The sequence below is a fragment of the Streptomyces sp. NBC_01707 genome, from assembly GCF_041438805.1.
GTDB lineage: Bacteria > Actinomycetota > Actinomycetes > Streptomycetales > Streptomycetaceae > Streptomyces.
In genome coordinates this window covers 6,327,321-6,340,281 of sequence record NZ_CP109190.1, presented here as the reverse complement: position 1 = coordinate 6,340,281, position 12,961 = coordinate 6,327,321, and the positions used below count along the sequence as shown (strand labels likewise).

Sequence of the window (12,961 nt, the reverse complement as noted above, 5' to 3'; positions counted from 1 at the left end):
GAGTTCGAGGACGAAAAGCCGGCCGCAGGACGACCCCCGGGACTACTTCGTGTCGCGGGCCAGACCCAGTGCGTACTCCGGCCACCACGCCCCTGCCTTCGGACCCCCCTTGCAGGTACCGTCCGACTCTCCCGGCCGCTTGACCCAGAGATACGCGTCGACCAGGTCCTCACCCGTGTCCGTCGTCGGCGGTTCGCCGAGTGCGCGGTCCGGAGGGTTGCACCAGTTCTCCTTCGGGTCACCGCCGTCGTAGGGGCCGTTGCCGTTGCGGCTGGTGTCGATCACGAACGGCTTGCCGCCGACCCTCTCCGACAGCTGCCTGCCGAAGTCCGTACTGACCGCCGTGGTCTGGAAGTTGGAGACATTGACCGCGAAGCCGTCCGCGTCGGCGATGCCTGCCCGCCGGATCGGCTGGAAGAGCGCGTCGGGCGTGTGCCAGCCGGCGTTGCCCGCGTCCATGTAGACGCGGGTGTGTGGCAGTTGCTTCAGCCGCTGGACTGCGCCCTTGAGGAGGTCGTACCGCTCCTCGTGGAACTCCTGCGGAGTGCAGCCGTCGACCAGGTGCAGTACCGCGTCCGGCTCCAGGATCACCGTGGCGCGGCGGTCGCCGATGCCCTGGGCGACCTTCTCCAGCCAGGCGCGGTACGCGTTGCCGTCGGCGGCACCGCCCTTCGAGAACTGGCCGCAGTCGCGGTGCGGGATGTTGTACAGGACCAGCAGCGCCTCCCGGTCGGCCTTCGCGGCCGCCTCGGTGAAGCCCTTGGCCTCGACCTCGGGGTTGTCCGGGCCGATCCACTCGCCGACCGGCTGCCGGGCGATCTTCCTGATCAGGTCGGCGTTCCTGTCGTTGCCGTCCCTGGTGTAGGCGGCGACCTGCCGCGCCGCGTTCCCTTCGGGATTGACCCAGTACGGGCCGCCGCCCGAGGGCTGACGGCCGATCGCGGAGGGTCTCTCGTCCCCGTCGTCGTCGGCCGATGAACATCCCGCGAGCAGCACCATCGCGCCGACCGCGGCCACCGCCCCCGTGCGGAACCAGCCGGTGCAACTGCCGTACATCCACTCCCCCTTGAGTGCCGGACAAGACCGGGCGAATCCATCCTGGCACACCCCGGTGTCCGGCTTGCCCGTACATACAAGGACGCCCATGAACGACGGACAGTGACCGATTCTGAACGCACCGTCAAAAAACGACTGGGCCATGACCGTTCACCGGCCTACAGTGTTCAGCAGTGGCCCACGCGCCCCCTTGCCCTCCCGTGTCGGCGCCGGGCTTCTCCCGCAGCCCGCGCACCGCGGTCGAGGACCGGCCCGGCCGGCGCCCCGGGGGGAGAACGGGCGGCCGGCCGGGCCAGGTATCCCTCCTCTGCCCAGGACGTCCTACGCCGAGTCGGCGGACCTGGCCGACCTGCCGGACTTGCCCATGGCCCCGGCCGTCCTGGCCGGACTCTTCTTCTCGCCGGTCAGATAGGCGGAGACGACCACATTGGCGTTGTACTCGTGCGACGCGCGGTCGAACGTACCGCCGCAGGTGATCAGCCTCAGCTCCGCCCGGCCGTCCTTGCGGGGACCGTACGCCTTGCGGGCGTTGAAGCGGTCCCGGGTGAAGACCTGGACGTCGTCGATGGTGAATTCGGCGACCGTGCCGTCCGTGCGGACCACCCGGATCTTGGCGCCGGGGCGGGCCGCGCTGAGCCCGTAGAAGACGGCCGGTTTGGTCTCGGTGTCGACATGGCCGACGAAGAGCGCGGCGCCCGCCGCGCCGGGCCGGGTGCCGCTGCCGTACCAGCCGACCGTGTGCGGTGTCGCGAAGGACGGCGGGTCGATCCCTCCCGCCGCGTCCAGGCCGCGGGAGACGACGGGGGCCTTGATGCCGATCGAGGGGATCTCGACGCGCTCGGGGGCCGCGCCCTTGATCGGGGCGTGCGCCGCGGGCAGCGGTACGCCGAGCGGGCGGCCGACCGCGGCGACATCGCCGGTGGTCGGGGCGGAGCTGGCGCCGGATCCGTCGGTGATTCCGCGACCCCAGAGCCACAGGCCCAGCAACACGACGGCCCAGGCCACGCCGGTGAGCAGCCGGCCGGTGCCTGTGGGGCGGTCCGAGGCGGACATCTCGTTCAGTCCGCGGACGGGTGACGACGGCGGGAGCTGCGGAAGGCGACGGCGACGGACGCGACGGCGGCCAGGACCAGCCCGGTCACGGTGTGTGCGATGCCGGGGCCGTCCTGCTGGGCCGCCTCGCCGGCAAGGAGTGTCGCGGTGCCGCCGCCTCCGGCGCGGACCGGGGCGATCGGGGCGACGGGTGCGGCGCCTTCGCGATCGACGACGGTGACGGTGCCGGACACCCGGGTGTCCTTGTCGTCGTCACAGGTCACCCAGATGTCGTAGTCGCCGGCCGCTGCGTCCGAGCGGATCTTGGCTCTGGCGGAGAGTCTGCTGTCGTCGGCGGCCGAGAAGCCGGCGTCGGAGTCGAAGGCGTCGGAGATCCCTTTGGCCTTCCCCCCCTTGCAGCCGTCGACCCGCAGGTCCACCTCACCCCCGGGGGCGATGGAGGCCGGGTCCACCGAGAGGGCGGCGCGGGTCTGTGTTTCCTTTTCCTGGCTGGTGCCGGAGTCGGCCAGTGCGACGGAAGCGGGCATCAGTGTCACCGCAACCACTGCGGCTCCACAGAACGTGAGGGATATGGAACGCATCGTGAACCTCCTAAAGGCAGGTTCACGCGTCCGGCGGGTTTTCGCATCCGCTGGGGCGACGGGCTTGGTCCGTGGGAGTGCGGGGAACGGCTCGCAGGAACCTCTCCCCGCACTCGCCCGTGCCGGTGCCGGGCGGGTCTCAGCCCACGCGCAGCGGCCGGCCCTCGGCGGAGGGGCTGGTCCCGTCCCGGGTTGGTCCAGATGAAGCGGGCCCCGCCGTTGATCACGCGGATCGCCTTGGTGAGCGCTCGAAACTGTACGTTCGGGCCTCTACCTGTGCAGGAAGGCGGGCGGCGGGTGCGGAAAGCTGTCCCGCAGCGGCCCCCGGTCGACGACTACGTCGAGAAGGTCCTTCTCGGCAGCCTCAAGAAGCGGGCTCGCACTGTGCAGCCCGCTGAAGAGGAAGACCCCGAGCTGACCAAGGCCAAGAAGGCGCTGGAGCAGGTCGAGGCGGACAAGGCCGAGGCTCGACAGCTTCGGGCTGACGACCTGCTCTCTCTCGGCGAGTTCGCCCGCGAGATCCGCCGCCTGGAGGACAAGGAGCGGGAGACGAAAGAGAAGGTCTCGACGTTTCCGGAGACACCCGCCCCAGCAGGCTCCGCGGCCGGTCGCATCGTCCGCGAATGGGAGGGCGGCACCGTGGACATGAAGCGGCAGGAGATCATGAGGACTATCGAATCCGTGATGATCAGCGGAGCAGGTAAGGGCGGCGCACAGCGCGGAGTGTTCCGCCCGGAGCTCCTTGAGATCGTGTGGAAGTAGCCCGTGTGCCAGCGGGCAACCACCAGATCTGAGGCTGCAGTTCGGCAGTCAGGAGTGCGTCCCCTCACTGCCGCCGTCGTAGATCTCGTATCGGCCGTCACTGTGTACTGCACTCCGGCCGGAACGGGACCATCCACGGCTCGGTGTTCGAGCACTCGCCCGCGTTCGGCTCGGCGGCCCTCTTGGCCGAGCCGGCGTCCGGGAAGAAGTTCCCCTGCGAGTCGGAGCGGGTGACTCCGTATGACCAAACCCGCACTGTAGGTGATCTCTGAATGAATCGCTACTTACTGATGTATAGGGAACCCTACGAACAAAGGCGACGTTTCACCCTGCGACCGGTCCGGGCTACGAGACGTTCAGGCTCTGAATGCAAGGAGTGAATAGCATGGTCATCCCGTGAGTCGTCGTATGGCAGGAGCCGCACCCATGACAGATCACAAGCCCATCGAATCGTGGCTCACCGACATGGACGGGGTGCTGATGCACGAAGGCGTGCCGATCCCCGGCGCGGACGCCTTCATCAAGAAGCTCCGTGATTCGGGCAAGCCGTTCCTCGTTCTGACGAACAACTCGATCTACACAGCCCGAGACCTACATATGCGGCTCAACCGCATCGGCCTCGAAGTGCCGGTCGAGAACATCTGGACCTCGGCCCTGGCTACCGCCAAGTTCTTGGACAACCAGCACCCTGGCGGCACTGCCTACGTCATCGGTGAGGCGGGGCTGACCACCGCCTTGCATGAAGCCGGGTACGTGCTCACCGACACCGAGCCCGATTTCGTGATCTTGGGTGAGACGCGGACTTATTCGTTCGAGGCGCTGACTAAGGCCATCCGGTTGATAAACAACGGTGCCCGCTTCATCGCCACCAACCCCGACAACACCGGGCCTTCACCCGAGGGGGCACTACCCGCCACCGGTTCCGTCGCTGCGTTGATCACGAAGGCGACCGGCAAGGAGCCGTACTTCGTCGGCAAGCCCAACCCGCTCATGATGCGCAGTGCGCTGAACACTTTGGGTGCCCACTCCGAGACCTCCGCGATGATCGGCGACCGGATGGACACGGATGTGCTGGCCGGGCTGGAGGCCGGGATGGAAACGTTCCTGGTTCTCACCGGGCTGACGAACAGGGACGAGATCGAGCGCTACCCGTACCGGCCGACCAAGGTTGTGGACTCGATCGCGGACCTCGTCGACCTCGTCTGAGTGGTGGTCTGGCACTCCCCCCGCAGCGGAGTGTCAGACAGCCGGAGTGAGACGTCAAGAACGTTCTTTGCGCGTTCCTGGCCCGTGTGCGGGGACGCCGGCGGCACCGCGTTGTGCAGCGCCGACATCCCCGATTTTAGGGTGCCCGGCCGGTGGGCCCGTGCCGGTCCCCGCAGTCAGCTGCCGGTGGCCGTCTTCCAGGCGTCCACGTAACCGTCCAGGTTGGCGCCTATGTCCGACCAGTCCGGCTCGAAGACCTCCACCCCGTTCATCAGCTTGCTGAGCGCGATGGCGTTGGCGTCGGTGGCCTCGATGTCCTTGCGGGCGGAGAAGCCGCCGCCGACCTCGCTGACGTCCTTCTGGGCCTGCTCGGAGAGCATGAAGTCGAGCAGCTTCTTGCCGTTGGCGCTGTGCGGGGCCTTGCTGACCAGTCCGGCCGCGTAGGGCAGGGCGAACGTGGTGGGCTCGGAGCCGGCCTTCGCCGGGAACCAGATGCCGAGGTTCGGCATGTCCTTGGACTGCGCGAAGTTCATCTGGACGTCACCGTTGGCGACGGACAGTTCGCCCTTGTCGACCTTGGGGGCGAGCTTGCCGGTGGAGGCGGACGGCCCGACGTTGTTGGCCTGGAGCTTCTTCAGGTACTCCATCGCCGGCTCCTTGCCGCCGAAGTCGTGCATGGCCTTGATGAGTACGGCCGTTCCGTCACCGGCGACTCCGGGGGTGGAGTACTGGATCTTCTCCTTGTACTTCCCGTCGGTGAGCTCGTCCCAGGTGGTGGGCGCGGTCTTCAGTTCCTTCTTGTTGTAGACGAAGCCGAAGTAGTTGTTGACGACCGAGGTCCACTTGGAGTCGGACGCCTTGTCGGCGCCGTCGACCTGGTCGGAGCCGGCCGGTTCGTACGCCGTCAGGAGGCCCTTGGAGTCGGCCTGCTGGATGAACGGCGGGAGCGTGACCAGCACATCGGCCTGGGTGTTGGACTTCTCGCGGGCGGCGCGCTGCACCATCTCGCCGGAGCCGCCCTCCACGTACTCGACCTTGATGCCGGTCTTCTTCTCGAAGTCCTTGAAGACCTTGTCGTACCAGCCGTCGCCGTTCTCGCCCTTGAGCCCGTCCGCGCTGTAGACGGTGACGATCTTCTCGTCGGAGGCGGCCGAGGAACCGCCGCAGGCGGAGAGGGTGGCGGCGAGGGCGAGCGCGCCGGTGACGGCGGCCAGCGGCTTGAGGTGGCTCTTGCGCATGGGAGTCGTATCTCCTGGAAGTGGGTTCGGTACGGGGTGTCAGCGGTACGAGGCTCTGGTGCGGATGCGGGAGACCGCGAGCAGGACCAGCAGCGTCGTGCCCATGAGGACCACGGCCACGGCGGCGCCGGTGAAGAGCGAGCCACGGTCGGTGGCCGCGAAGATCTGCACCGGGAGCGGTGTCCAGTCGGGCGGGTAGAGCATCATCGTGGCGCTCAACTCACCCATGGACAGGGCGAAGCAGAGCCCTGCGGCCGCCGTGAGGGAGGGCAGCAGGAGTGGCAGCTTGATCCGCCACAGGACGTACGAGGGGCGGGCGCCGAGACTGGCCGCCGCCTGCTCGTACATCGGATCCAGACGCAGTGTCGCGGCCGAGACCGACTGGTAGGCGAACGCCGTGACAAGAACGGTGTGCGCCAGAATCACGATCCAGCGCGTGCCGTTGAGCAGCATCGGCGGCTTGCTGAACGCGACGAGCACGGCGAGGCCGACGACGACGGACGGTACGGCGACCGGCAGCATGAACAGCCCGTCCAGGAACCTCTTGCCCCGCCGTCGCAGCGTGGCTGCTGCGAGCGCGGCCCAGGAGCCGATGGTGAGGGCGAGCAGGCTGGCGCCGACGGCGGTGATCAGGCTGGTGGTGAGGGCCTGGAGGGAATCGCCGCTGGTGGCTGCCCGATAGTGCTCGGTGGTCGGGCCCGAGGGGAAGGCGCCGGACCAGTTGGTCGTGAACGACGCGGCGACGATCACCAGCAGGGGGAGCGCGAACAGGGGGACGAAGAGCAGGAGGAAGACGGCCCAGGTGGCCCACTTCCCGGCACGGCTATGCACCAACACGGCGGCTCACCATCCGATACAGGCTGTAGAGACCCACCGAGATCGCGATGTTGACGACGGCGACGGCACAGGCGGCGGGGTAGTCGGACTCCAGGATCGCCTTGCTGTAGACGAGCATCGGCAGGGTCGTGACCCCTTTCGCCCCGGTGAACAGCACGATCCCGAACTCGTTGAGGCACATCACGAGGACGAGGGAGCCGCCCGCGGCGAGCGCCGGCAGCGCTTCGGGGAGGATCACCTGCCGCACGATCCGGGCCGGCTTCGCGCCCAGCGAGGAGGCGACCTCCAGCTGCCCGGTGTCGAGTTGCGAGAACGCGGCGAGCAGCGGCCGCATCACGAACGGGGTGAAGTACGTGATCTCCGCGAGGAGGACGCCCCACGGCGTGGTGAGGAAGTGGAAGGGCCCGTCCGCCGCGCCGGTGACATCCGTCCAGACGCCGTTGGCCATGCCCACGGTGCCGTAGATGAACAGCAGGGCGAGGGTGATCAGGAAGGACGGGAAGGAGAGGAAGACGTCGATGAACCTGGCGACCGCCCTGCCGCCGGGGAACGGCACGAAGGCGATCACCAGGGCGAGGACGAGGCCCAGCACCAGACAGCCGGCGGTCGAGCCTACGGCGAGCCAGACGGTGGTGGTCAGCGCCGAGCGGAACGACGCGGAGGCGAAGACGTCGCCGTACGGGGCGAGCGAGGTGCCGCCCTCGTCCGGGCTGACGGACTGCTGGACGACGAGGACCAGCGGATAGAGGAAGACCAGGGCGAGAACGGCGACGGGCGGTACCACCCACCCGAACCGGGCGGTGCGCACCTTGATGGGCGTACGTTCCGCAGGGGCGGACGGCGCCTCCCCTGGTCGAGCGGAGTCGAGACCTTGGGGATGGGTGGGCACCGACCCCGGTGCGGGATCAACGGGCTTGAGGCGGACCCCGGTGCTATCCATCGTTCACCCCTGTCGCCCCCGCGGGCAGCAGCACCGCGTCCTCGGCGGCGAAGTGCAGGGTGACCCGGTCGCCGAGCGCCGGAGTGTCGCGCAGTTCGCGAAGGTCGGCCTTGATCCGGTGGCCGTCGACGTCGACGTAGAGCCGATGCGTGGAGCCGCGCCACTGGACCTCGGCGAGGGCACCGGTCAGCGCGTTGGGCCCGTCGCCGAGTCCGACCAGGTGGGGACGGACGCAGAGGGTGGCCGTGACGCCGCCGGCCGCCTCGCCGGTCGGTACGTCGAGCCTGCGCCCGGCGAACTCCACGGTGCCCGCGGTCCCGGCGACGGTGACCGGCAGCAGGTTGGCGTTGCCGACGAACGACGCGGTGAACTCCGTACGCGGGCGGCGGTACAGCTCCTGCGGGGTGCCGCAGTCCTGCAGGCGCGCCTTGTCCATGACCGCGATCCGGTCGGCGAGGGTCAGCGCCTCGACCTGGTCATGGGTGACGTACAGGATGGAGACGTCCGGCAACTCCCGGTGCAGGCGTGCCAGTTCGGCGAGCATCCCGGAGCGCAGCCGGGCGTCGAGCGCGGAGAGCGGCTCGTCGAGCAGCAGTACGCCGGGGCGGACGGCGAGCGCGCGGGCGATGGCGACGCGCTGCTGCTGACCGCCGGACAGTTCGCGCGGGTAGCGCTTGGCGTACGCGGCCATGCCGACGAGTTCGAGGGCTTCGGCGACCCGTGCGGGGATCTCGGCCTTCGCGACCTTGCGGGCCTTGAGGCCGAAGGCGACGTTGTCCTGGACCCGCATGTGCGGGAACAGCGCGTACTGCTGGACGACCATGCCGATGCCGCGCTTGTGCGGCGGCAGCCCGGTGACATCGCGGTCGCCCAGCCAGACCCGCCCGGAGGCGGGCCGGACGAAGCCGGCGACGGCGCGCAGGGCGGTGGTCTTGCCGGATCCGGAGGGACCGAGCAGCGCCATGACCTCGCCGGGTTCGACGGTCAGGTCGAACCGGTCGAGGACGGTGTTTTTGCCGTACACGACGCTGACTGCGTCGAAACGGATCCCGCCGGCTTGCGTGGTCCGACCGACGGCCGCGGGTGCGGATGTGCCGGTCATGCTTCCGCCCGGGCGATCAGGTCAGGCAGCTCGGCCACCGAACCGAGCACGTGCGTGGCCCCGTTGCGTGCCAGCTGGTCCTTGTCGTGTGCGCCGGTCAGCACCCCGGCGACGATCCCGGCCCCGGAGCGTACGCCGCTGAGCATGTCGTACGAGGTGTCCCCCGCGACCACGATCTGCTGGACGCCGTCCACCGCCCCGGTGCGCAGGAAGGCGGCGAGGACCATGTCCGGGTAAGGGCGGCCGCGGCCGCCCGCGTCGGCGGGGCAGAGGGTCAGCGCGACCAGGTCCTGCCAGCCGAGCGCGGCGAGGATCGCGTCCTGGGTGGTGCGGGCGAAGCCGGTGGAGAGGACCACGGTCCGGCCTTCTCCCGTGAGCCGCTCGATGGCCTCGCGGGCGCCGGGCACCGGCGCGATGCGGCCGCCGGCGACCAGTTCCCCGTATGCCTCCTCGAACGCGAGGTTGGCCTGCTGGGCCCGGTCCTCGTCGCCGAAGAGGTGGCGGAAGACGGAGATCTTGGACTCGCCCATGGTGGCGCGCACGTAGTCGAGCTTCTCCGCGTGGTCGGCGGAGCCGGGCTCCACGCCGAGGCGCTGCGCGGCGGCGCCGAATGCCTGCTCGACGAGGCCGCCGTCGGCGACGGTGGTCCCGGCCATGTCGAGGACGATCAGCTTCAGCCTGCTCCTCCGCTCGTTCGTCCGGTCGTTCTTCTGGTCGTTCTTCTCGTCGTTCTTCTGCGAGTTGCTCAACTTCTTCACCAGCCCAGTTCGTCTGCGGTCGTCTCGGCGATGGCGGGCGAGCAGGTCATACCGCGGCCGCCCGGCCCGGTGACGAGCCAGACGCCGTCCCGCACCTGCTGGCGGTGGACGACGCGGCCGGTGTCGGTGCACTGGGCATAGACCCCTGCCCAGCGGTGCCGGATTCTCGGCAACGGGCGGCCGAGGAAGGACTCGACGACGCGGGTGAGGTGCTCGTACGGCTCCTCGACGACGTCGAAGGAGAACGGGTGCTCGTACTCGTGGGTGTCGCCGATGGTCAGTCCGCCGCCTCGGCGCTGCACCATGAGCAGCTGCATCCTGTGCTCGGCCGCGGTCGGCGCCTGTGGCTGTCCGGCGTCGAGGGCGTCGAGCGCCTCGCTCCGGTACGCCGGGTAGTAGCGGAAACTGTCGGCGTCGGCGACGGATGTGGTGAGCGTTTCGCCGAGCGGGTCGGTCTGCATCATCTGGAGGCGGACGCGGCGCACCGGAAGATCGGGGCCGGCCAGCTCGCGGACGAGGCCGCCGAGCCAGGCGCCGGTGCACAGCACGACGGCGTCGCCGGTGTGCACGTCACCGTGGTCGTCGCGCACGGAGGCCCCACCCACCACCTCGCGGACCTCACGGCCGCCGAGGAAGGTGTACCGGCCCGACGACAACAGTTCCTTTTTCAAAGCCAGTTGGGCGGTTCGCGGCTCGACGGCGGCGTCCCGTTCACACCACAGCGCGGCGACGAAGTCGCCTCGGAGCGCGGGGTTGACGGCGCGGGCCTCGTCGGCCGTGAGCAGCTTGTAGCCGCGGGCCGCGGCGTCGGGGCGGGCCACGGCGGCCTCGGCGACGGCGATCTCCAGCTCGGTGCGGAGCGGGGTCAGCGAACCGCAGGGCCGGAAGCCCAGGCCGGGGACCTGCTCCCCGATGCCCTCCCACAACTCGCGGGCACGGAGCGCGGTCTCCAGCTCTTCGCCACCGGCCCTGCCGCTGACCCAGATCTGTCCGAAATTGCGGAGCGATGCTCCGCGCGCCTCGCTCTCGCGCTCGATCTGTACGACCTCGTGGCCGCGGTTCACTGCGTGCCAGGCGTGCATGGTTCCCACCACGCCGGCTCCTACGACGATGACTCTCACGGCGGCAACGCTCCTCGGGGTGGGTGGCCCGTTCGGATCGATGCGGCAACGGGAGGGTGAACTGGGCCTCAAAGTTGGCCTAGACCCGTTACCTTGTCGTTATCCAGGCAAGTCGGTTGCCGATCCGCGGTGTCAGCCCCGCGCGCCCAGGTGCGCGGTGAAGGAGAACCGGTCGCCGCGGAAGAGGGTGCGTACGCGCTCCAGCGGCTGCCCGCTCGCGTCCCGCGAGATCCGGTGGAGCAGCAGCATGGGCAGCGCGGGCGGCGTACCGATCAGCAGGGCCTCGCGCGGGGTGGCGAGCACCGTCTCGATCCGCTCGTCCGCATCACCGAACGAGATGCCGAGCCGGTCGTGGAGGTAGGCGTAGAAGGAGGAGTCGGGGTCGAACTCGGTGTCCAGATCCGGTACGCGGGCGACGGAGACATAGGTGCTCTCCAGACCGACCCGGTCGTCGTCGGCGAGCAGGACGCGCTCCAGGTGCCAGACCGGTTCGCCCTGCCCGACGCCGGTCTCGGAGGCGAGCGCGGCGGGGCAGGGGAACTTTTCCAGACCGATGAGATGGCGGCCCGGGGTCCGCCCCTGGCGGCGCACACCCTCCGTATAGCTGGCGAGGGAGAGCGGCTGCTCCAGCTTGGGACCCGCGACGACGGTGCCGCGGCCCCGACGCGCGAGCCGGCCCTCCAGCAGGAGTTCACGCAGCGCCTGACGCACGGTCTCGCGCGAGACTTCGTAGCGGACGGCGAGGTCGCGCTCGGTGGGCAGCATGCCGCCCTCGCCCAACTCCTCGATGAGGAGCGAGACATGGGCCTTCACGGCGTAGTACTTGGGGATACGGCCGTGCTCCGGAATGCCGGAGCGGATCGGTGCGCCAGGTGCCTGGTCGAGCAGGTAGTCCACGCCCCGATGGTGGCAGACGGACATGAACACCGGTGAACGGTGCGGCGCCGCAGGTCAACGACGGGAGTGGCGCAGCCGCCGGGACCATGCGAGGACGGCGGCGCCGCCGAGCAGCAGGGATCCGGCGGTGAGGAGCGACAGCCAGGGGACGGTCGACGCCTGGCCCGTCATGGCGAGCTCCGGACTGTCCTGCGGGGCCTGCCCGGAGTCCGGGACGCGTCCAGAGTCCGGCGGGGTCGGCGTATCACCGGCACCTCCGCCGTCGACGCCGCCGATGTCACCGGTGCCGCCGACCGCTCCGGTGGTGTCGTCCCGCGGGCCGGTTCCGGTTCCGTCGCGAGCGGTGTCCCGGCCGGGGTCCCCGCTCCCCGTCACATCGCCGGCGCCTCCCACGTCACCGGTCTCGCCGAAATCACCGGTCTCGCCGAAATCACCGGTGTCGCCGTACCCGTCGGTCTCTCCGTACCCGTCGGCGTCTCCGTACCCGTCCGTGTCGCCGTACTCGTCGGTCTCACCGACCCCGCCGGTGTCCCTGTCGCTGCCGCCACTGTCCTCGACGACGCTGAAGACATAGTCGCCGGACTCACCGACCCAGTCCCCGTCGTCCTTCGGTTGTGCCTTGCTGCTGCCGGGACTCGCCCCGCGCTGCCGCTGGACGATCGCCGCGTTGACGGTGATCCGCCCGGAGCCGGTGTCGGAGGTGAACGCCATCCGGACCTCGACGGTGACGGTGCGGCCCGCGGGGACCGTGAAGCCGTCGAAGTCGTCGGCGCCGTCACCGCCGAAGACACCGATGTGCTCATCGCGGTCGGTCGTCTCCCAGGCGACCCGGTGCTCGACGTCGGGTTGGGCCTGATCGGCGAACTCCAGCTGGATCTGGTCGGAGGTCAGCTTCCGGTCCTCGTCGGTGAGGACCAGGACCGGGTGGATGGACCGGCAGGACTCGGAAGTCGTATTGGTCAGATCCAGGAACCAGGTGCCGTAGCCGCCGCCGGAGGCATACCTCTGCGGGCCGCCGTGGATCCGGGTCGCGATCGGGAAGTCGCCCGCCGTCGGTGTGCCGCAGGTGGGCTGCTGGTCGGCGGTGACGGAGAGCGCCGGGACCGGGGTGGCGGCGGCGGACGGGCCGCCGAGGACGACGGCGGGGACCACGCTCGCCGCGGCCAGTCCGAGGGCGAGTCCACGACGTGGCCGCGTCGCGGGAGGAAGCGGTGAGGACGGCCGGAGCGGGGACGGCTCCGGAGACTGTTCAGGGGTGGGTTCCGGGGGCGGTTGGGGGGACATGGGGGGACACCCTTCGCTGCTTGCGAACGGCCGGATCGCCCCGTGCCCGGAGTTCACCGGCGGTAGGCGGCGACGCTGTCACGCGCGCGCGAGCCGCCGGGCGTCGACATGCCGAAGGGCCACCCG

General features: G+C 69.8%; 13 protein-coding genes and 1 pseudogene. 2 read left to right on the top strand and 12 right to left on the bottom strand.

The genetic code is table 11. The features are described from left to right. Nucleotides 1-42 precede the first annotated feature (42 nt). The 4 genes and pseudogenes from OG963_RS28485 to OG963_RS28470 all read right to left on the bottom strand — a co-directional run. Nucleotides 43-1,056 carry a glycoside hydrolase family 6 protein gene (locus OG963_RS28485; RefSeq protein WP_319739601.1) on the bottom strand — a complete coding sequence of 338 codons (1,014 nt, stop codon included), beginning with the start codon at nt 1,054-1,056 and terminating at the stop codon, nt 43-45. A gap of 321 nt (nt 1,057-1,377) precedes the next feature. Next, entirely contained in the window at nt 1,378-2,109 is a 732-nt protein-coding gene (locus OG963_RS28480; protein WP_093930495.1) for a class F sortase, read from the bottom strand. A 5-nt stretch (nt 2,110-2,114) separates the two neighbouring features. Further along, a complete protein-coding gene (locus tag OG963_RS28475; protein WP_093776906.1) occupies nt 2,115-2,690 on the bottom strand; it encodes a hypothetical protein in 576 nt (191 codons plus the stop codon). A gap of 143 nt (nt 2,691-2,833) precedes the next feature. Continuing rightward, a pseudogene (locus OG963_RS28470) lies at nt 2,834-2,961 on the bottom strand (TIGR01457 family HAD-type hydrolase); the annotation flags it as partial. A gap of 26 nt (nt 2,962-2,987) precedes the next feature. Between OG963_RS28470 and OG963_RS28465 the strand changes: the two are divergent. Together OG963_RS28465 and OG963_RS28460 are read left to right on the top strand one after the other, a co-directional pair. After that, entirely contained in the window at nt 2,988-3,452 is a 465-nt protein-coding gene (locus tag OG963_RS28465; RefSeq protein WP_371799601.1) for a hypothetical protein, read from the top strand. Between the two features lie 426 nt (nt 3,453-3,878). Further along, a complete protein-coding gene (locus OG963_RS28460) occupies nt 3,879-4,658 on the top strand; it encodes an HAD-IIA family hydrolase (RefSeq protein ID WP_030923286.1) in 780 nt (259 codons plus the stop codon). 176 nt (nt 4,659-4,834) lie between these two features. Here the strand turns inward: OG963_RS28460 and OG963_RS28455 are convergent, their stop codons facing one another. The 8 genes from OG963_RS28455 to OG963_RS28420 all read right to left on the bottom strand — a co-directional run bounded on the left by OG963_RS28455 (nt 4,835) and on the right by OG963_RS28420 (nt 12,835). After that, complete coding sequence (locus OG963_RS28455) at nt 4,835-5,896, bottom strand: 2-aminoethylphosphonate ABC transporter substrate-binding protein (protein ID WP_030923270.1); 1,062 nt, start codon at nt 5,894-5,896, stop codon at nt 4,835-4,837. A 39-nt stretch (nt 5,897-5,935) separates the two neighbouring features. Next, nucleotides 5,936-6,733 (bottom strand): ABC transporter permease, encoded by a 798-nt coding sequence (locus tag OG963_RS28450; RefSeq protein ID WP_093776903.1) that lies wholly within the window; start codon nt 6,731-6,733, stop codon nt 5,936-5,938. Beyond that, nucleotides 6,720-7,673 carry a 2-aminoethylphosphonate ABC transporter permease subunit gene (locus OG963_RS28445; RefSeq protein ID WP_093776902.1) on the bottom strand — a complete coding sequence of 318 codons (954 nt, stop codon included), beginning with the start codon at nt 7,671-7,673 and terminating at the stop codon, nt 6,720-6,722. The genes OG963_RS28450 and OG963_RS28445 overlap by 14 nt, the downstream gene beginning before the upstream one ends. Continuing rightward, nucleotides 7,666-8,775 (bottom strand): ABC transporter ATP-binding protein, encoded by a 1,110-nt coding sequence (locus OG963_RS28440; protein WP_093776900.1) that lies wholly within the window; start codon nt 8,773-8,775, stop codon nt 7,666-7,668. The genes OG963_RS28445 and OG963_RS28440 overlap by 8 nt, the downstream gene beginning before the upstream one ends. Next, the gene (locus tag OG963_RS28435; RefSeq protein WP_319325184.1) at nt 8,772-9,452 is read right to left on the bottom strand and encodes a phosphonatase-like hydrolase; all 681 of its coding nucleotides are present in this window, start codon (nt 9,450-9,452) and stop codon (nt 8,772-8,774) included. Before OG963_RS28435 ends, OG963_RS28440 begins: the two co-directional genes overlap by 4 nt. Nucleotides 9,453-9,529: 77 nt before the next feature. Continuing rightward, nucleotides 9,530-10,654 carry a TIGR03364 family FAD-dependent oxidoreductase gene (locus OG963_RS28430; protein ID WP_362275211.1) on the bottom strand — a complete coding sequence of 375 codons (1,125 nt, stop codon included), beginning with the start codon at nt 10,652-10,654 and terminating at the stop codon, nt 9,530-9,532. A gap of 132 nt (nt 10,655-10,786) precedes the next feature. After that, nucleotides 10,787-11,551 (bottom strand): GntR family transcriptional regulator, encoded by a 765-nt coding sequence (locus OG963_RS28425; protein ID WP_093777033.1) that lies wholly within the window; start codon nt 11,549-11,551, stop codon nt 10,787-10,789. A 54-nt stretch (nt 11,552-11,605) separates the two neighbouring features. Beyond that, the gene (locus OG963_RS28420) at nt 11,606-12,835 is read right to left on the bottom strand and encodes a hypothetical protein (protein WP_371799600.1); all 1,230 of its coding nucleotides are present in this window, start codon (nt 12,833-12,835) and stop codon (nt 11,606-11,608) included. Nucleotides 12,836-12,961 lie beyond the last annotated feature (126 nt).